Below are 20,576 nucleotides of genomic sequence, written 5' to 3' on the forward strand. Positions count from 1 at the left end.
CCGTCACTTGGTCATACCAAACGTTTTGGTTAGAATTTAATAGTAGAGGTAGAAATCAGTATTGATGGTCTATCACTTATGGATTATTTTTGATGATAATGCTGCAAAATTTGCGCAGTGATAGATACGGCAACGGCCATAGGTTCTTTACCACCGATTGGTAGTCCTATGGGCATAGTTAGTTGATCGACTATCTGCTTATCATAACCACGTTGCAGCAGACGATTTTTAAAACGCTCTGCTTTAGTTGCCGAGGCAATACAACCGATATAAGGCATAGATATTTTTGAATAGTCATTATCTAGATCGTTACCTAAATCATCATTATCGAGATTAGTTGCTAAACGGTTTGCCTCTGAACTAGCATCCAAAGCGGTACGTACAAGCTCAAAATCAAGACTATGATCATGGGTCATAACCAAAATAAAACGCTGACCGCTTTGTTCAAGAAATGGCTCAATAAACGGGCGAATGAAATCAACAGGATCATCGTCAATATGCGGACGGATATGGGCAGGAAGATTATAAAGCTTAGGCTGATTTAAGCTTGGCTGGGTTTCTAGTGTTTGAGTTAAGCCTTCTGTTTTAATAGATTTATTTGGCAAATTAGAATTTTCTAATAAATAACGCTCAAACATCTCAGGGCGACTATCTACCCAATCGACTTGGCAAGGTAGCTCTGCCAGTATCGTCATCAACGCTGCTGCCACATGCCCTGCTCCAAATACCAATATCGACATCGGTGGCGTCACGTTGAAACATTCAAACATAACGGTGACACTACCACCGCAGCACTGCGCCAACTTTGCGCCTAGCGGATAATGCTTGGTATAAACAGTATCGCGTCTTACCACTTTAGATGGCGTCGAATCACTGTCGTTATCGTTATCATTGTCATTGTCGATACTCTTATTGACACCTTTATCTCTTTTAGAAGTTTTTGGTATGGTTGTATCTATCTCACCATTTAGCAATTGCCGTGCTGTCGCAACAACATCATGCTCAAGACCGCCGCCACCGAGCGTATCGCAACAGTTATCATGGGTGACCACCATTTTCGCCTGTAGCGCTCGGGGCGCAGAACCATTGACCGCAACGACAGTCGCCAACACGTGCGCAGATCCTTGCTGCTGATATTGTGCTAGACCATCATACCAACGTACTGGTACTGGTATTGGCACTGGTGGCAATAATGAATTATTCACTGTGCGTAGGCTCACTATGTGCAGGGCCTCTTGAACCCGCTACGTTAGGATGCTCTATCGCTTCTGGCTGATCGTCGACTGTCTGACCTTCGACCTCTGGCGGATCGATATCTTCGGCATGCGGCACGAGTTGTGGCTTAACTTTATCATCGTCAATACCGCAGTCGTCCTCCTCATCTTTAGTCAAACTATCAAGCGCATCAAAGTTTACATTCGTGTCAATTTCCCACGCCTCGCCTTGCATGCGCATCACCGCTTTTAATACCGCCTCTGGGGTCGCGGGCATCGTAAGCTCTGGGTTTTTCTTATAATCATTCAAGCTTGCAACTGCATTATTGATCGCACACCAAACGCTAGCTGCCAGCATAAAAGGTGGCTCGCCAACTGCTTTAGAGTTATAAATGGTTTGCTCTTCATTTTTACGATCGTACAGTTTAACTTTAAATTGTTTTGGCAAATCATGTGACGTTGGAATCTTATAATTGGCAGGACTATTAGATGCTAGCGTGCCCTTTTTATCCCAAGTAAGCTCCTCCGTTGTGAGCCAACCCATGCCTTGCACAAAGCCGCCTTCAATCTGTCCAATATCAATAGCAGGATTAATCGACTGCCCTGCATCATGCAGGATATCGCAGCGCAACACTTGATACTCACCAGTTAACGTATCTATTTCAACTTCAGAACACGCAGCACCTAAAGCAAAGTAAAAGAAAGGTCGACCCCACGCTTTAGAGCGGTCGTAAAATATCTTTGGCGTTTTATAATAGCCAGTAGAAGATAGGCTAACGCGGTGCTGATACGCTAACTGCACCATTTCAGCAAAAGTAAAATCTTCCTTATCACCAATATAGACATGATTGCGCTCAAAACGTATGTCTTCTTGCGCCACTTCAAAATACTCAGCGGCAAACTCGACGATACGTGCTTTGATGGTTAAACAAGCGTTTTGCGCGGCTTTACCATTGATATCGGTGCCTGATGAAGCCGCAGTCGGTGAGGTATTAGGCACTTTGTCGGTACGTGTTGCGGATACTTTTACGGTATCCAAGTCCACGTCAAACTCATTGGCGACGATTTGAGCAATTTTGACAAATAACCCTTGCCCCATCTCTGTCCCACCATGATTAAGGTGGATGCTGCCATCGGTATAAATATGTACCAGAGCGCCTGCTTGATTGAGCGTCTGCACGGTAAACGAGATGCCAAACTTCACAGGCGTTAAGGCAATGCCAAGACGCTTATCGCTGCCTTCTGCTTTGGCTTGCTCATTGGCTTTTATCATCTGCTGACGACGCTGCTTATAATCACAATCTTTTGCCAATGTCTCCATAATCGTTGCCAAATCAAAATGCTCGATCGGCTGTCCATAATGAGTACTTTGGCCATTTTGGTAGAGGTTCATCAAACGCACTTGCAGAGGGTCTTTGCCTAAAGTATAGGCAATATGATCCATCATATATTCGGCAGTCATCAGACCTTGAGGCCCACCAAAACCTCGATAAGCAGTGTTTGACACCGTATGTGTCTTGCAACGATGCCCTGCCACCTGCGCAGCTGGATAATAATAAGCGTTATCACAGTGGAACATCGCTCGATCGACGATAGCATCGGACAAATCTGGCGCATAACCACACAAGCCAGCCAGCTGCATATAGACGCCAAGGATTTGCCCTGACTCGTCAACGCCGACCTCATAACGGTTAGCAAATTCGTGGCGTTTACCGGTCACTACCATATCATCTTGGCGATCCAAGCGCATACTGACAGGTACATTGTGACGCTTGGCAACGATACCGCAAAAGCATGCCCATGCCGCTGCTTGGGTTTCTTTGCCGCCAAAACCGCCGCCCATTCTGCGCACTACTGTATTGACTGCATGAAACGGCAAATCTGTCACCTCAGCGACCAGCTGCTGCACCTCACTCGGATGCTGCGATGAGGTATAAACTTCAAGCCCGCCATCATCACAAGGCACGACATAGGAGACTTGTCCTTCAAGATAAAAGTGCTCTTGTCCCAGCATATGAATATGGCCTGCGATACGCATAGGCGCATTTGCAAGTGCTGCATTGGTATCACCGCGCTGCATAAAGTGACTTGGACGTACAAACTGCTCCTGCTCTAAAGCCTCATCAATACTCAGTATCGCTGATAATGGCTCATATTCTACAACTGCTTTGAGCACTGCCTTTTTTGCGGCACGGTGAGTGGTTGCCACAACCAAAAACAGCGTCTGTCCTACGTATTCTGTGATCTCATCCACCATCAATGGCTCACCGTCGAATACAGCGCCGATATCCGTCTGAGCGGGTAAGTCTTTAAAACTTAAAACATCAATCACCCCGTCAGCTGCTTTAACAGCGCTGAGATCCATACTGGTTACGCGAGCATGGGCGTGACTGCTTTTACCGACTACCAGATGTAAAGTGCCTTGCGGCTTTAGGATATCATCCACATAGGTCGCCGTCCCCATGACGTGACTGATCGCACTATCATGTTTGGCAGAGGTGCCGATTTTGTTTTTAGGCGGACGTACGCGGCGAATACTGTAACTGTCAAATAAGGAAGATTGATGGCTCATGATGATTCTCTCTCAGTTTGCGTCTCTTTTATCAGCTGCTTGCCACACTTCATCAACAAACGTTGTACCACATGCAAGCGATATTCACGACTGGCTCGGACATCCGTTAATGGTGAGACATCCATCGGTAGTGCTTTTGCAGCCTTCTTAAAACTTGCAATCTCGAGGGGCTGGCCTAGGAGTGCTTGCTGGCAATTCTTGGCTAATAATGGTATAGCCGCCATACCGCCCAGACCTATTTTTGCATGGTCAATAGTCATACCCTCTGCCGACAGATCGATTCTTACGGCAACCAAACAAGCAGAAATATCATCTTCATAACGCTTACTAATTTTATGAATAAATAGATGCTGATTATCCTGCATCAGTGGCATATGGATGGCAACAATGTAACTGCCTGCTCGTAGTTTGGTCTTTTTATAATCTAGAAAAAATTCTGATAAAGGTATTATCTCGTCGACATAAGATGTTTTGTTATGTTCATTGCTTTCATCCTTAGCACTGGCATCTTCGCCACCAACATCTATATTATTGGGGCTACAATGACGCAAATGAATGCGTGCCTCTAACGCCAGTAAAATCGGCGGTAAATCTCCTATTGGTGAGGCATTGGCAATATTACCGCCAAGCGTACCCATATTACGTATTTGCGGTGAAGCCGTTCTTGCGAATAGTGCTGCAAAAGCAGGATAGTACTGCTCAAGTATTGGCAGCATTTGCTGATAGGTCATGCCCGCACCAAACGTCAATTCTTGTACTGCTGCTTTATTATCAGTGGAATTATCTAACCCAGACAACGACTTTGAACCAGTCGTTGAGCTAGACTTTGAAGCAGAAAGCGACCATGTTCTTAGCTCATCAATAGCAGACAGCTGAATAATCACTTCATGATCAACCAAGTGCTGCGTAATGCTTAACCCCAAATCCGTACCACCGGCCCAAATTGTTGCACTTGGATATACGGTTAATAGCTGATTAAGCTCATCCACTGTCTTTGGAATGAATAGCTGCCGCGACCCTTCAGCAAGGGCAGGCTCAATAGTTGACGCTTTATTCGAGGTATCCAATGATGCAGTTTTAGGTAACGACTGACTGTTACTCACCATCGCATTCGTAGCTAAGCTTATGGTTAAATCTTTTGCTACCATTTTATCAGCCGCTCTTTGCTGACCAATTTTACCCATCGTCAGTCCTGCTTCGATAATGGGTCGATAACCGGTACATCGACATAGATTTCCTGAAATTGAAGCGACAATATCATCATAATTTAGGTCGTCATAGCTTAAGTTGTCATTAGCTGGCTGACCGTTTGCACTGCCCTGCTTGACATTTTTTTGTTGTTGCATACGATGGTTTTCATACAAATTCGCAAGTGACATCACAAAACCAGGGGTACAAAATCCGCATTGCGAGCCATGACAGTCAACCATCGCCTGCTGTGCAGGATGTAATAGCGCCCGCTCTGGGTGATGTGCTGGATTGTCCGCTAAATAAGAAGCGGTCATTAAATGATGACCATCCATCAGCGACAATAGAGCAATACAGGAGTTGAAGGTATAAAAAGGAGTGCTGTCACTAGAATCGCTTGTCGCATGATTAGGCAAGCGTTGCGCCATAATGGTACAGGCGCCGCAATCCCCACTACCGCAGCCTTCTTTAGTGTCAGTTTGATGTTCGTGCAAGCGCAGATACTCAAGTACCGTCGTATTCGGATTGAGGTGGCTTATCTCATGGCGCTTTCCGTTCAGATAGAAACTAATCATAGCAATACTCGGCTAAAAAATTGGGCTTTGTGAAATTACACAGCTTAAATAGATTGTTAATATAACCACTTGCTAGATGGCGCAAACCAATCAGTCTATATTTAATAGATATCACACAATAACTTCATTTAACAACGTTTTTATTGTCTACATTTTGGGCGTTATATAATCAATTTACTTTGACAATATTACGGCATGGCTGATAGGAATTTTTGCAGCATCTGTCTGCGTAGGCACAGCAAGCAAGGAAATTTTTATCAGCCTCACGTGTATATAAAACACATAACACCTTTATTTGATATGGGCTATATATCATCCTCTTGGGTGTCCACTGGTAAAAATAAACTTAATGAAATCGCAGTAATAGCGCCTATTGCTACAGGCGATATCAGCACGTTACGTATCAATTCAGGCAATTGTGATAATACCTCAGGTACCATAGATACACCGATGCCCATCCCCACGGAGGTAGCGATAATCAACATATCACGGCGGTCAAGCTTGGCGCTAGCTAATACTTTAATACCAGCCACCGCTACTGTCCCGAACATCACCAACGTTGCGCCGCCAAGTACCGGCTGAGGCATGGTTTGCAATATAGCGCCAAAGATAGGAAATAATCCGATGATAATCATCAGGGCAGCAATGTAGATACCGACATGACGACTGGCGACGCCAGTCAGTGCAATGACGCCATTGTTTTGGCTAAAGGTGGTCGACGGCATGCTATTTAACGTAGCAGCAATCATAGAATTTACCCCATCTGCCAATACACCGCCTTGGATTCGATTAAGGTAAATAGGGCCTTTGACAGGTTCTTTAGAAACCACAGCGTTGGCTGTTAGATCACCAGTAGTCTCAAGGGCGCTAACACAATATAGAATGGCTATAGGAATGAAAGCGGCAATATCAAACTGGAAACCAAACCTAAATGGGATGGGAACAGTAATAAAACCAACATTGTTCAAGGAAGAAAAATCTAGCCTACCCATAAAAAAGGCTGCTAACATTCCCAAAATTAAAGCAATGACAATGGAGGAAAGTCTTAATAATGGGTTTTTTGAGCGGTTGAATACAATCACTGACACCAGTACAACCATACCTAAAAACAGGTTTTGCAAACTGCCAAAGTCCTCTGCACCAAAGCCACCTGCAATATCAGTCATGGCGACTTCAATCAGCGGAACACCAATAAGAATAATAATAGTGCCAGTAACCACAGGGGTAAATATTCTTTTTAATTTGTGAATAAAGCGGCTAAGAACAACCTCAACAAAGGCAGCGCAAAAACTAACCCCAAAGATGGTAGCCAAAATATCTTCTGGCGAACCACCACGGCCTTTTACAATCAGTCCAGCAGCGATAATAGCAGTCAAAAAAGCAAAGCTAGTACCTTGTAAACTGAGCATGCCAGCACCTATAGGGCCTATTTTTTTACATTGGATATAAGTGCCAATCCCAGAGGAGATTAGAGCGCAGCTGATTAGATAGGGAACGTAATCACCCAAACCTAAGGTTCCGGCGACAATCAAGGTGGGAGTGACAATAGCGACGATACTAGCTAGTAGATGTTGTAAAGCGGCGAAACTTGCCGGCCAGAAGCTTGGCTTGTCATTGAGTTGATACATCAACTCGGAGTTTTTTTGGGATTCTAACGATTTAGACATTGTTAATCATCCTTGATTAATATGGTCTTAAGTCTACTAACAATCCTTGTTAATAGGTTTAGGTTGCCTCGCTAATTACTTTATTCTGGTTTCGTTTAAGCATTTTAATTTTAGTGACAACGTTAATTTAAAAGATGACTATTTAGTCAGGTTTTATTTATAGTATCACTACTATTGTTTGCCTACAAGCTATAAAACATAGCTTCATAAGATTTTTAAAACATAGTTTCGTAAGATGTTGAAAGTTCATCTCCTAAGACCTAAGGCACTTTGGAGCTGACCATAAAAAAAACGGTTAACGCTTATTTTTCAAGAGTTTTAAAGCCCTTGTAAATAAACATTAACCGTCATTTAAATAACGCTAAGCAATTTCTAAATACTTAGCGAGTAACTATTTGATTTTTATTACGTTACTTTTTATTATGTCCTAGGTTATTATGTCCCAAGCTCAAGCAAGCTTGCATTACCACCGATAGCAGTCGTATTGATGGTTAGCACACGTTCAGTGACAAAACGGTACAAATAATCTGGCGTGAGCATATCGGATAAGCCCTCCATATCTGTCACTGCAATCACTTGCGTCAAGATACCGTCAGTATTAGCCAATGTCTGACTAATCTCTTGTACTTCAGCATGACTGCCTGCAACCGCTACTTGTGCGAGACGATCGATGTGTAGCAAGGTAATCGTTTGTGAGTCATTTGCGACACTTAACACATCATCACTGATACCTGTATCATAGAGCACTTTCGCCGCTTCCGCACACATCTCTTCTTGGCTTGGGCAATGCAATATTACCTCATTACCCGTTAGCAATGCTGCGATAAGCTGCCCCAGTACCGCCATCGTTTTGGCTGATTCGCCACCAACAACCATCGTCTTACCGCGAGCCGTCACATACAAGTCGTTGGACTCGCCAGTAGCGCCTGTCATGCGGTGCACTTCGTCAAGACTTGGTGCAGCGCTCAATAGATGATTGAATAAGCGACGCGCTTTATTGGCATCACCGGTGAACAATGCCAGCTTGGGAATAGCAGCTTCAAGATAAGTAGCACGCTGCACTGCGCCAAGTAGTCGCCAAGCTTCACAAACTTGGGCATGATTTTTTTTAAATTCAGTCGCCATGTTGCTACTCCTTATGCGAGTTCTGTTTGAGTGGTTGATGTTGTATTATTTGCTGTATTTGATGTTTTAGAGCTTAGTTGTTCAGAGCCTAGTTTGTCAGCACTTAGCTGTTCAGAACTTAGTTTCATCAAACGTGCGACATAATGTGGGCCACCTGCTTTTGGACCCGTGCCTGATAGGCCACAACCACCGAAAGGTTGGACGTTGACCACAGCACCAATCTGATTACGGTTGATGTAAGTATTACCTACGACAGTACGGCGCTCAATATGCTCGACGATATTTTCAATACGGCTATGAATACCTAAGGTTAAACCAAAGCCTGTTGCATTAATGGCATCGATAAGCTGATCTAAGTCACGCGCGTTGTAACGTAGTACATGCAATATCGGGCCAAAGTGCTCGCCACCGATAACGTCGATGGTTTGTACCTCAATCGCTGTTGGCAATACAAAGGTAGATTGCTCTTCACTGACCACTGAACTGGCACTCATAGGCGTTTGCGCCAAGATAGTCGCTGTCGGTTCAGACTTCATACGCTCAATATGACTCTCAAGTCCTTGCTTGGCATCTGCGTCAATCACTGGACCGACATCTGTAGCGACGTAAGTTGGATTTCCTACGACCAGCTCTGCCATATGACCTTGGAGCAACTCAATCAAGCCATCTGCCACGTCTTCTTGTACGCATAGAATACGACATGCTGAACAGCGCTGTCCTGCCGAGCCAAATGCTGACAATACTGCATCCCTAACCACCTGTTCAGGCAATGCCGTGGAATCGACGATCATGGCATTTTGACCACCAGTTTCAGCGATCAAAATTGGTAGCTCGCCACTCGTTTGCGCATGATCATTTAGGCTTTGGTTAATACGCTGCGCTGTTTGCGTTGAGCCAGTAAAGATCACGCCAGATATATTATCCGCTGCTGTCAAGGCCCCGCCTACTTCGCCAGCACCAGTGACAAACTGCAACGCTTCTGCTGGTACGCCAGCTTGATACATCAGCTGTGCACCAAAATGAGCGATTAAGCTGGTTTGTTCAGCAGGCTTTGCCACGACGGTATTACCCGCTGCTAGTGCAGCAACGATCTGACCTGTGTAAATCGCTAGTGGGAAGTTCCACGGACTGATACATATAAATGTGCCACGTGCCTTATAAACTTGGCGTGATTGCTTGCCAGCTAAGTCTGTAAACTCGTGAGTGACATCATTTAGGCGCTCAGCCTCATCAGCATAAAAACGGCAAAAATCAACCGCCTCTTTAATCTCATCAATGCTGTCTTGCGTGGTTTTACCCGCTTCAATTTGACATAGCGCCATTAACTCAGCGTAGTTCTCTTCATATAAATCGGCAGTTTTGCGTAAGATAGCTGCACGCTCAGATGCAGATACTGCTTGCCACTTCACTTGCCCAGCCACAGCAACGTCGATTGCTTGACGAGCTAATTCAGCATTGGCATATTGTACTTCACCAGCAACAACTTCATGGTTCCAAGGCGCACGTACTGTATGGCTATCGAGCTGATGCGCTGCACCATCCACTTCATATGCGCTAACTGCTTGACCATTGATGATAGGTGCCGCTGACCATGTTTTGTGCAAATGACTATCGATAGCTGTTTTGAGCGGATACCACTGCGACTCTACAAATATATTAGGCCCAAAGCTAGCACGGCGCGTGCCATAGATATCCAATGGTAACGGAATCTCTGGATTATGCAGATTATCATTGGCCAGTAGCTTGTCGTACGGGTGCACCGTTAGCTTATCAATCGGATAAGATTTATCTAATAACTGATGTACAAATGAGCTATTCGCACCATTTTCAAGCAAGCGGCGTACTAGATATGGCAGTAAGTCTTCATGCGCGCCAACGGGTGCATAGATACGTACAGGAATATTGTAAGATTGCAAGATATGGTCATAGAGTGCATCCCCCATACCATGTAGACGCTGGAACTCAAAGTCTCTATGCGTACTCATGGTCATCACTGATGCCAAAGTATGGGCGTTATGAGTAGCAAACTGCGGCCAAATTAGACCACGTAGATGATCTGATAGTAAGAAGCGAGCACAAGCAAGATATGCGGTATCCGTGCCTTCTTTACGTGTCCAGACTGGATAGCCTGACAAGCCTTTTTGCTGCGCAAGCTTAATTTCTGTATCCCAATAAGCGCCTTTGACTAGACGTAGTGGGATACGGTCACCAACTTCTGTAGCCAAGCGCGCAAGCCATGCAAATATCGCAATAGCCCGCTTTGAGTAACCTTGAACGACTAGCCCTAGGCCATCCCAGCCAGCGGTTAATGAATCACGATACAGCGATTCAAATAATTTGAGAGAAATCTCTAAACGATCCGCTTCTTCGGCATCAATACTGATATCGACATTGACTTCACGAGCGGCTTCAATGAGTAATAAGCAGCGCTGACGTAATAGCCCTAAAACCTGCGCTTCTTGCGTCGCTTCATAGCGTGGATGCAAGGCAGACAGCTTGATAGATACGGACGGCTTAGGCATACCTTCTTTGACTTTAACATCAGCAGTAGATTTAATCGCATGCAGATAGTCATTGAAGTATTTTTCGGCATCCTTATGGGTAATGGCTGCTTCGCCTAACATATCGAACGAATAGGTATAGCCTTTATTACGGTAAGGTTGGCTGTTTTTATTAGCGTCCTCAATAGTCTCGCCCAATACAAACTGATGCCCCATAATGCGCATGGCTTTTTGCATCGCACCGCGAATCATCGGCTCGCCCATCTTTTTAGTCATGCGATCCAAAAACCCAGATGCTGTGGTACTACTATCAATACTTACCACACGACCGGTCATCATCATGCCCCAAGTCGAAGCATTGACCATAAAACCATTGTCATCTTTGAGATGTTTTTTCCAATCCGCCACGCTCATCTTGTCACGGATTAACGCATCAGCCGTATAGTTATCTGGCACCCGAATCAATGCTTCAGCCAAGCTCATTAGCAAGATACCTTCTTGGGTATCAAGGCTATACTCGAGCAACAATGAATCTACCATCTTGATAGCTTTACCGTCATTACGCACATACTCAACCAGCTTGCGCGTCTGCTCGCTAGCATCATCTCGCTCTTTATCACTAGGCTTAGCTAGTGGTAGCAACTTGGTCAACCAGCGGTCTTCATCGACACTATATAACGGTGAAATACGCGCATACAGGTCATCTGCCGACTGAGTAATATACTCAGGTGCAAGCAAATCGATAGGATCAAATAAAATAGGCTCTTTGGGTGTAAACTGGTCTATTGGGTTCATACCAACTCCATAACTATCGTTAAAAAAACCATAATAAATGGTGCGTGTGGACTCTTAATGACTTAAACATTTAGGATAAAGCGATTAAACATTCAGCCAAATAGCGGCAACAAATACCTATCAATGATAGCTACTTATAAGAGACCAAACAACGCCATCACAAAACGAGCAAATCCAGCATAAGCTGGAGAGGGTTAAGTAGGTCGTTCGATTGTTAAAAAATACTACGTTAACAATTCAAAGGCAACAACGAACAGTTAAGCGGCATTAGTGCCTTCTTCTTGTTTGTAGTGAAAGGAGTGCAATCGACAATTAATGGCTTTAATATGAAATTAATGAACCCAAAATTGCGATCTTATATGACGCTAATTCACTGTAAGAAAAACCTCTACGGCGTTGATTGAGGTGATGCGCTTAACTCCGCCATATTATCATGAAATAATTTTTCAAACTAACATTATCGGTCATTTATATTAATAAATATATCATTTAAAAACAAATAGATAGCAGCACAAAGTTCTTGAAGCTATTTAATTTATGGTTTTTTGTTTGCTATTAACTATTAAGCACTATTTCTAACTGTAATAATTACGAATTTCTCGCCAAAAAATACCCTAGGGCTTGTCCTCATTTTGATAACGGTAATAAAAATGAGATAGGTTTTTGTCAATCAAAGGAAATTTTGCAGAGAATATGAACATATTGTCTAGAAATTTTCAAAGAGTGACGGAAATATAGCCATTTTTAGCCCATTAGAGGTTCACTCGTTCAGATTGAGGACACGCCCTAGCCTCTAACCAAAAAACCCTCTTTATCAAAGAAAGATAAAGAGGGTTTAGGAGTGGGTAATGCTGTCTAGCTGTCTGTAAATACACTTCTTAGAAACATAGCACTTATTAATAAGAGCTTATAAATAACCTAAAAAACTATAGCCATATAATCTTGGCAAGTAAGATTATCGTTAGCACCCATACTGCGATAGTCACTTCATTAAGTTTGCCAGCTATTAACTTCACCGCAGTAAAGGTAATAAAACCAAGCGCAATACCATCAGCGATAGAGTATGTTAATGGAGTGAACAAAAGAACGACGACAACGGGCGCTGCATCCGTTAAATCGCCCCAGTTGATATCTTTTAGCGTACCTAGCATCAGCACAGCTACATAAAAGATAGCACCAGCGGTAGCATAAGCTGGAATCATACCAGCCAGCGGTGCAAAGAAAGTACTTAATAGAAACAACACCCCGACCGTCACTGCCATGAGTCCCGTGCGACCACCTGCTGCAATACCCGCGACACTTTCAACATAGCTCGTAGTCGATGAAGTTCCGAGCATCGCACCGGTAACCGTCGCTGTAGAATCCGCTAGCAGTGCTTTGCCCATATTAGGGATCTTACCGTCTTTATCAATTAAGTTGGCTTGGCTCGTAGTAGCCACTAGCGTACCGGCGGTATCGAACAAATCAACAAATAGGAAAGCAAAAATGACACTGATCATGCTCACGTCAAACGCACCAGCAATATCAAGCTGCATAAGTGTGGGTGCAATGGATGGTGGTGTGGACATAACACCAGTGAACTCAGTATGACCTGCCAACAGACTAATCAAAGCGACCAGTAAAATACCAATCGTTACCGCTCCAGGGATTTTTTTGTAAGATAGACCGATAATAACGAAAAAGCCTATAGCAGCCATCATTGGTCCAAATGACGTCATATCACCGAGGGTAACCAAGGTTGCATCTTGCCCAACGATGACACCAGAGCTTTGTAGCGCAATAAATGCTAAAAATGCACCGATACCTGCAATAACACCCTGTTTCAGAGCCATTGGAATAGAATTTATAATCCATTCCCGAATCTTAAATAAGCTTAAAAGTATAAATATACAACCCGATAAGAATACAGCACCGAGCGCAGTTTGCCATGCATGGCCCATACCCAAAACCACGCCATAGGTAAAGAAGGCGTTAAGACCCATGCCCGGTGCTAAGGCGACAGGCAGGCGGGCATAGATGCCCATTATAAAACAGCCTATCGCAGCGGCTAGACAGGTAGCAACGAACACTGCCCCCTTATCCATACCGGCTTCTGCCAATATGTTAGGGTTGACAAAGATAATGTAAGCCATCGTCAAAAAGGTCGTTATACCAGCAACAATTTCCGTTTTGATCGTGGTATTGTCACCATTAATTCCAAAATAGCGCTCAAGTGCATTCATAAGGGTCGATTCCGACTGGCCAGTGAAAAGAACAGGTTTGATGGTGTTTAAAATATAGTGCCTAAAGTAAATATGACGTCAGCAAAGGAATTGCGACGTCATTATCAAAAGGCAGTGGTAACAAAGCGCAACATTCTAGAGAAATTAGCGCACAAATTCAATCATTACCCATGCCTTACGCGTCCAAAACCAAAACTAAATTCTATTTATAAACAATAGTACACGGTAAGAACGTATTATCAAACAACAAATTAAAAATCTGTCTACTGACCATTTAACATATTAATAATGACCTTTTAAGCATTTAGCAGTAAACTAGGGGGTTGAAATATTGTTACGGCAAATATCACACTTGGATTGAGCGGTTATTTTCATAATAAGTGATTGAAATTAATATGAAAATACATGATATTTGATCATACATAATAAGTATTAAATTATCGTTTTTATTGTAGTTCCTTAAGGTTATCTGGCTTCAGCATCATTATTTTAGTCAGTTATTGTTAATTACCAGTGAGTCTGTTACATGCCTGAATCATTAAACATTATAGATCTTATTACTCAAGCCAGCCTGCTCGTGCAGATTGTGATGGGACTATTGCTACTAGCATCTTTGGTTAGTTGGGTCATTATTTTTCGCTTAAGCGCTCGTCTTGGCACGGCCAAAAACTTCGATGAGCAGTTTGAGACTTGGTTTTGGTCGGGCGAAGATTTGGCCAAGCTGTACCAAGGTGTTCAAGGCTCTCCTGAGCGTCAAGGCCTTGAGCAGATTTTTTATGTTGGTTTTTCTGAATACTTAAGAATGCACAAAAAACGCCAACCTAAAGATGACATTATTGATGGCGTTGAGCGTAAGCTGCGGGTTGGACTTGGTCGTCAGCAACAGTTGCTTGAGTCAGGAATCACTACCCTTGCCAGCATTGGTTCGGTAGCGCCTTATGTTGGTTTATTTGGAACGGTCTGGGGTATCATGAATGCCTTTTTAGGTCTTTCACAAACGGAACAAGCTACACTTGCCTCCGTAGCTCCCGGTATTGCCGAAGCGCTTATTGCTACTGCAATGGGGCTGTTTGCTGCTATTCCAGCCGTGCTAGCGTATAACCATTTCACTGCAAAATCAGGCCAGCTTTATGAGTCGCGTGCACTATTTTGCGATGAGATGACGGGTATGTTACAGCGTGAGACCAGTAGCCAAAATGCACTGCATAAAGAGAATAAAATTACTGAGACTATAATTGGCGCAGGTCAGGTGACAGGGCTATGAAACCAAACCCCTATAGCCGCAAGAAAAAAGCGCTCAACGCTGAAATGAATGTCGTACCTTATATCGACGTTATGCTGGTGTTATTGGTGATATTTATGGTGACAACACCGATGCTGACGACAGGGGTCGATGTTGATTTGCCAAAAGAGCAGACCAATGCAATGAGTCAAAATCAGCTACCTGTTATCGTATCGTTAACAAGTAGCGGTGAGATTTTTATCAGTTATGAGAACAATATAGACATGCCTATCAGTGAGCCAGAACTGATTAATACTTTATCCAATTTACAGTCGCAAAATAGCAACGCTGGCGTGCAACCGCTTCAGGTAATGATTAATGCAGATCAGAATAACCAATATGGTTCAATTATGACCTTAATGGCAAACTTGCAGCAGGCAGGTATTCAAAAAGTAGGACTATTAACAGGTGCTCCCCTGCCCACACCTACGTTATAATAGCCTTAACTAAAAAATCTACTGTACTCTGCACACACTTGCCTCTATATACGCTTAGTTTAACAAAGCAGACAATCTGATGAAACACGTCAATGAGTATCAAAACCATGAATAATGCTCCTGCCGTTTATGTCCCAACTCCGCCAGAAGGTAATGGGCTGACACTGCCCATGATATTGAGCTTGTTGGCACATGGCATTGTGCTTGGAATACTGATCTATACCTACCAATCGCCCGAATTAGAAACCGTGGGTAATATTGAAACTACCATGGTCACACCGGGAGAGTTGGCTGAAATGCAAGGGCAGATATTAGCCAATCGTGCAGCGATGCAAGCAGCTAGTAGTAGTGATGGCAGTGCAGTTGCCATTGAACAAATGAATGCAAATAGCAGTAGCAATGCCAGCCAAACAAACGTACCACCAAACACCCAAAGAGAGTCTATATTTACTCGCTCTGATGACCCAGCTGATCGTCCAGTATTAATGAGTCAAGAGCAGCATCAGCGACGTACTGAGCAAATGCAAGAGTATGAGCGTAATATAGCTGAATTGGCAGCGCAGCTAGATGAGTCAGCGTTAGCAGAGCTTAATGAGGTTGAACAACAGAAACAAAATGAGCTTGATGCTGAGCGCGCTCGACTGAAATCATTTCGAAATACAGAGAACAATCCACCCAAAATCAAACGCCCTAATAATACACAGTCCAATTTAGAGATAGATACTGGTCACTCAAGTAGTGCTGGCAAGAATTTTAGCTTATCCGATGGACAGTCAACGGTATCTGGAAGTACCACTACCTCAGGGCAATCAGCTGGTAGTAATAGCAATGCGTCAGGTGGGAGTCGCGGTGCGAGCAATAGTGAGATTATTAACTTAATCAGACGCAATTATAACCCACCCATAGCGGCTAAGGGTTCAACCCAACGTGCGACGTTAACGATAACAGTCAATAGCAATGGTGATGTGGTCAATGTCTCTGTTTCAGGCTCTGATCCAGCTGTAAACGAAGCTGCTAAACAAGCAGTACTGAGTACCCGTAATTTACCGATTGATACTGACGACCCTAAATATCCTACCTTTACGGTACAGTTCAAGGGCAGTAATTGATAACATAGCAAACTCCTAGTTTATTGCCAATTTCATCTTAAAAAACTTGCGTCAGTTGTGATATTGTCTTACCGTGATACTCAATTAAAGTATATAAAAAACGATTACCACCTTATTCTAGGAGCTAAATTCAGTCATGCGTACTCACAAAAAACTTTTGATTACTTTACTTGCCAGTGCCTCAAGCCTACTTGTTGCTCCTAGCTTATACGCTGCCCCTGTCGTACTAGAATTAGATTATGAGATTCCAGTACAACAAAATCAGGTCGCTTTTGTGCCTTTCGCTGGTGATTCTGTGCTATCGCCCATTATCTTAAACGACTTGAGTAGAACTGAGCTCAACGTTACTAGCAAAAATTTACCGCAGCAACCGCGTAGTAGTAGCGAGCTCGCTGGGACATTACCAGTATGGCAAAGCTTAGGTATTCCTTATCTAGTAGTCGGTAGCACCCGTACCAATCGCGGTAAAATCGAGACTAACTATGAAGTGATTGATGTCAAATCTGGTCGCGTGCTTCAAGGTAAGCAAAGCTTAAGTGCGGATAACAATCAAGAAAGTTTGCGTTATGCAGCGCACGTTATCGCGGATAAAGTTTATGAGCTTGTTACTGGCACGCCGGGTGACTTCTCAGGGCGTATTGCTTATATTGAAGAGACTGGACGCGGCAAAGATAAGATATCTCGCTTAAAAGTCATGGACGCCGATGGTGAAAACGCTAGAACCATCACTGAAGTCACAGGCTCAATATTTTCGCCAGCATGGTCACCTGATGCTTCGCGTATTGCCTATACAGTACAGCGCGACAAATCCTATCCATTAATTTATGTACAAAATGTGAGTGGCGGCGCGGCCACTGTTGTTACTCCATATAAAGGCAGTAACCTAAGCCCATCTTTCTCCCCTGACGGTAGTAAAATACTATTCTCCAGCAGTTTTGAAGGTAGTGCTGATATTTATGAGATGAGCGCAGGTGGTGGCAACCTTAAAAAGCTGACAAACTGGCCAAGCAGTGAAGTGCAACCAAATTATGCGCCGGATGGTAAGTCTTTTGTATTTGTTTCTGATAGAGCAGGCTTTAATAAGCCACAAATTTATCGCTATGAGTTTGGCTCAGGTCGGACAACCAAAGTATCTAGTAGTGGTTATGCAACCAGTCCGCAGTTTAGTAGTGACGGCACGCAAATTGCCTTTTTGAGTGGGCGCTCAGCTGCAATTATGAACAGTAACGGTGCAGTGACTGCTAATTTGGGTAATACCGGTATTGATGAGGCTCCAAGCTTCTCACCTAATGGTAAGCGTGTGGTATATGCCTCAACTCAAGGCGGGAAAGGCGTATTAACCATTAAGTCATTAAATGGTGGTGAGTCATTCGGTAAGTCTGGTCAAGGCATTATCCGCTCACCGGTATGGTCAGCCAGCCCGCAATAATTTTATTACTTCGTAACGTTTTAAAAAAAAGCATCTGATAACTTATTTATCAGACGCTTTTTTTGTTTATGATAACAAGCTTACTCACTAGGATCCGCACCCGGTGGAAATTCATGGCGTAATTGGACAACGTTAGCCGCAGTGACCGTATCCGTAAATTTATTCAGATCGCTATGCACGTATTGAGTCACAGCCGCTATTTGCTCATCATTCATCATACTATGAAAGGATGGCATACCGCGCAAACCATTCATCACAACGCTAATGATATAGTATTTTGATTGCATCTTACTATTATTGGCTAGCGGCGGATAGTAGCCTGCCCCTTGCGCACCTTCGCCTTTTTGCATATGACAACCCGCGCAGGAGTCCTCATAGAGCTTTTTACCATTCATCGTAAAAAAGCCTGTTTTACCTTGTGAGCTACCTTCAAATTTTGCGAGCCATTTTTGTAAGTTGGCATCATTCTGCATCTTTGGTATCGAGCTAACATTGACGATATTCATAGGCGGGCGGGCAAGCGCTGCTTTCGACATATACACCCCACCCCATGCGCCATTATTACGGCTAGCCTGATTGTCAAATATCACTGGTGCTGATTGTTGACTGGCAATAGTAGTCGCCTTTTCTTTAGTATACGAACTACAGGCTGACAAGGTAGCTGCACCTCCGATAACTAAGATGATTGCCGTTCTACACAACTTGAGCGGACGAGATGGTTCAATTGGGTGTAATCTCATCATATCCATGACTGCTCCTAAGTTCATTATAGTCATCCTTGCTTAATCGTTACCCTTATTAGCCGAGATTTTTTGCTTTTTGATGTAACCGCTTAGCTGTATCCATACCGGATAATATTGCGCCTTCCTGCCAAGCTGGAATGTGTGAGCAATGCTCCCCTGCCAGCACGATTCGATGATCAATACTGCAAAGCGTATCGTAATACTGCTCACGGCTAGATTCACTCCAAAGCCCATAGCAACCGAGCGACCATGGGATACGATGCCACGCGACCGAAGTACCTGAGCGGAACTCTTTGGTATATTGTGGATGTATGTATTTACCATACTCTAATGCCGCATTAATTCGTTCTTTTGGTGTTAGAGAATTAAACTTATAGGAAGCTTCTCCAAACCCATAAGCTCCCAGTAGTACGCCTGAACCAGTAGTAAACAAGTCTTGTGAAGGATAAGATATTTGCGAGATAGGCATATCAGTATAAGTGATACCGCCATATATCCATTCATCCTCCTCCCAAAAGCGGCGCTTGAATTCTAAACCTACTTTATAAGAGCTGTCATAAGGGACGGCTGCCATCGCTTGCTTCATTGGTGCTGAGACATTGATATCAATTTGGGTTAATACTGATAGTGGAATATTACAAATACACCAATCTGCACGTACAGTTTTGGTTTCACTATCGATGTTATTACTATCGACATAATCAACGGTTACACCAGTCTCGTCTTGATAAACTTTGGTGACTTTGGCATTGAACTTAATCATATCGCGGCATTCACGCGTGAACGCATCACCGATTTTTCCCATACCGCCAACGGGCTGAAACATCGCTGGTTGATGCACATAAACGGTGTAGTTGGCATAGATATCTGACCACATTCCCGAATTTAATAATTTGTCCATTGGTATCGGAGCCGAGGGCTTGGCATCAGGCATCAGCCCGCCCCCTGGATACACACTATAGCCGCGATGTTTGCTGGTCTCATGGCTTTTGACATAGCGATAATTATTATCAAGAACACCCCAACCTTTTAAACCTTCTAATAGTTTTTCTTTGTCTTCTTTATTAACGGTATTATTAAGGCCACCAGTATTAACCGCTTTGGATAATAACTCCGAGACATAACCGCGAATGTCACTTTGCACCTCTCCTAAACGCTGCGGTGCACCATTAAAATGATTGGTACGATGCAAATAAGCACGGTCATTGGTTTGAATAAAAGGCTGTAATGCGACTCCAAACTTTTTACAATAATGGAATACGGCATAGTGATGTACGGGCAATCGCCACGGGCCACCATTAAAGTAATTGCCCTTTTGAAAGTCACAAGTAACCTCAGCTCCACCCAACTCTGTATATTTATCACCGCTGTTTAGTGTCCAACTGCGTCCACCGCCACGATTTTGATACTCAAGAACAGTCACTTTATAGCCCACTTTACGTAACTCATAAGCCGCAGTGAGACCACCCAAGCCTGCCCCAAGGATAACGATACTTGCTCCAGCAGGCGCGCCCTTGAGATTCATTTCTTGCTTAAAGCTAGATTCAGACGCAAAGCCCAGCGTGGTCATCGCCTGATACATGGCTGTTGCTCCAGCAGTTTTGCCAATCATTGACAGCAGTTGCCGCCGTGTGGGTGATTGAAGCATATCGTTCATTATATTGTCCTTGTAATAAAGCAGGCCTGCATAGCATTAGATACTGATAAGCGTTTTTGT

The 20,576-nt window shown here is 43.7% G+C and carries 13 protein-coding genes; 4 read left to right on the forward strand and 9 right to left on the reverse strand.

Annotation, left to right across the window (positions count from 1 at the left end):
• Positions 1-83: 83 nt before the first annotated feature.
• The 7 genes from AK825_RS07675 to AK825_RS07705 form a co-directional block, all read right to left on the reverse strand.
• Positions 84-1,205 carry an XdhC family protein gene (locus AK825_RS07675; protein ID WP_068035984.1) on the reverse strand — a complete coding sequence of 374 codons (1,122 nt, stop codon included), beginning with the start codon at positions 1,203-1,205 and terminating at the stop codon, positions 84-86.
• Positions 1,198-3,786 carry a xanthine dehydrogenase molybdopterin binding subunit gene (gene xdhB / locus AK825_RS07680; RefSeq protein WP_068035986.1) on the reverse strand — a complete coding sequence of 863 codons (2,589 nt, stop codon included), beginning with the start codon at positions 3,784-3,786 and terminating at the stop codon, positions 1,198-1,200. The genes AK825_RS07675 and xdhB overlap by 8 nt, the downstream gene beginning before the upstream one ends.
• Positions 3,783-5,549, reverse strand: coding sequence for an FAD binding domain-containing protein (locus AK825_RS07685; RefSeq protein WP_068035988.1), 1,767 nt, complete (start codon positions 5,547-5,549; stop codon positions 3,783-3,785). The genes xdhB and AK825_RS07685 overlap by 4 nt, the downstream gene beginning before the upstream one ends.
• Positions 5,550-5,854: 305 nt before the next feature.
• Positions 5,855-7,216 (reverse strand): nucleobase:cation symporter-2 family protein, encoded by a 1,362-nt coding sequence (locus tag AK825_RS07690; RefSeq protein ID WP_068035990.1) that lies wholly within the window; start codon positions 7,214-7,216, stop codon positions 5,855-5,857.
• 435 nt (positions 7,217-7,651) lie between these two features.
• A complete protein-coding gene (locus AK825_RS07695) occupies positions 7,652-8,341 on the reverse strand; it encodes a 1-pyrroline-5-carboxylate dehydrogenase (RefSeq protein WP_068035993.1) in 690 nt (229 codons plus the stop codon).
• 11 nt (positions 8,342-8,352) lie between these two features.
• Entirely contained in the window at positions 8,353-11,637 is a 3,285-nt protein-coding gene (gene putA, locus AK825_RS07700) for a bifunctional proline dehydrogenase/L-glutamate gamma-semialdehyde dehydrogenase PutA (RefSeq protein WP_068035996.1), read from the reverse strand.
• A 926-nt stretch (positions 11,638-12,563) separates the two neighbouring features.
• Positions 12,564-13,859, reverse strand: coding sequence for an NCS2 family permease (locus tag AK825_RS07705; protein ID WP_068035998.1), 1,296 nt, complete (start codon positions 13,857-13,859; stop codon positions 12,564-12,566).
• 526 nt (positions 13,860-14,385) lie between these two features.
• On the opposite strand from AK825_RS07705, the gene tolQ reads away from it, so the two are divergent.
• The 4 genes from tolQ to AK825_RS07725 all read left to right on the forward strand — a co-directional run bounded on the left by tolQ (position 14,386) and on the right by AK825_RS07725 (position 18,116).
• Entirely contained in the window at positions 14,386-15,123 is a 738-nt protein-coding gene (gene tolQ, locus AK825_RS07710; protein WP_068036000.1) for a protein TolQ, read from the forward strand.
• Positions 15,120-15,578 (forward strand): protein TolR, encoded by a 459-nt coding sequence (tolR, locus tag AK825_RS07715; protein ID WP_068036002.1) that lies wholly within the window; start codon positions 15,120-15,122, stop codon positions 15,576-15,578. Before tolQ ends, tolR begins: the two co-directional genes overlap by 4 nt.
• Before the next feature lie 92 nt (positions 15,579-15,670).
• Positions 15,671-16,687, forward strand: a complete 1,017-nt coding sequence (locus AK825_RS07720; RefSeq protein ID WP_227514035.1) for a cell envelope integrity protein TolA — start codon at positions 15,671-15,673, stop codon at positions 16,685-16,687.
• Positions 16,688-16,823: 136 nt separating this feature from the next.
• A complete protein-coding gene (locus tag AK825_RS07725) occupies positions 16,824-18,116 on the forward strand; it encodes a PD40 domain-containing protein (protein WP_068036006.1) in 1,293 nt (430 codons plus the stop codon).
• Positions 18,117-18,196: 80 nt separating this feature from the next.
• On the opposite strand, the gene AK825_RS07730 is transcribed toward AK825_RS07725, so the two are convergent.
• Positions 18,197-18,856, reverse strand: a complete 660-nt coding sequence (locus AK825_RS07730) for a cytochrome c (RefSeq protein WP_149038793.1) — start codon at positions 18,854-18,856, stop codon at positions 18,197-18,199.
• Positions 18,857-18,914: 58 nt separating this feature from the next.
• Entirely contained in the window at positions 18,915-20,516 is a 1,602-nt protein-coding gene (locus AK825_RS07735) for a flavin monoamine oxidase family protein (protein WP_068036008.1), read from the reverse strand.
• Between the last annotated feature and the right edge of the window lie 60 nt (positions 20,517-20,576).

Source organism: Psychrobacter sp. P11G5, from assembly GCF_001593305.1.
Lineage (GTDB): Bacteria > Pseudomonadota > Gammaproteobacteria > Pseudomonadales > Moraxellaceae > Psychrobacter.

Bases quoted from the DNA above. Each gene is read 5' to 3' on its own strand.
- xdhB (WP_068035986.1), bottom strand. From the start codon at position 3,786: ATGAGCCATCAATCTTCCTTATTTGACAGTTACAGTATTCGCCGCGTA.
- tolQ (WP_068036000.1), top strand. From the start codon at position 14,386: ATGCCTGAATCATTAAACATTATAGATCTTATTACTCAAGCCAGCCTG.
- AK825_RS07730 (WP_149038793.1), bottom strand. From the start codon at position 18,856: ATGAGATTACACCCAATTGAACCATCTCGTCCGCTCAAGTTGTGTAGA.
- putA (WP_068035996.1), bottom strand. From the start codon at position 11,637: ATGAACCCAATAGACCAGTTTACACCCAAAGAGCCTATTTTATTTGAT.
- AK825_RS07720 (WP_227514035.1), top strand. From the start codon at position 15,671: ATGAGTATCAAAACCATGAATAATGCTCCTGCCGTTTATGTCCCAACT.
- AK825_RS07735 (WP_068036008.1), bottom strand. From the start codon at position 20,516: ATGAACGATATGCTTCAATCACCCACACGGCGGCAACTGCTGTCAATG.
- AK825_RS07695 (WP_068035993.1), bottom strand. From the start codon at position 8,341: ATGGCGACTGAATTTAAAAAAAATCATGCCCAAGTTTGTGAAGCTTGG.
- AK825_RS07690 (WP_068035990.1), bottom strand. From the start codon at position 7,216: ATGTCTAAATCGTTAGAATCCCAAAAAAACTCCGAGTTGATGTATCAA.
- AK825_RS07705 (WP_068035998.1), bottom strand. From the start codon at position 13,859: ATGAATGCACTTGAGCGCTATTTTGGAATTAATGGTGACAATACCACG.
- tolR (WP_068036002.1), top strand. From the start codon at position 15,120: ATGAAACCAAACCCCTATAGCCGCAAGAAAAAAGCGCTCAACGCTGAA.
- AK825_RS07685 (WP_068035988.1), bottom strand. From the start codon at position 5,549: ATGATTAGTTTCTATCTGAACGGAAAGCGCCATGAGATAAGCCACCTC.
- AK825_RS07725 (WP_068036006.1), top strand. From the start codon at position 16,824: ATGCGTACTCACAAAAAACTTTTGATTACTTTACTTGCCAGTGCCTCA.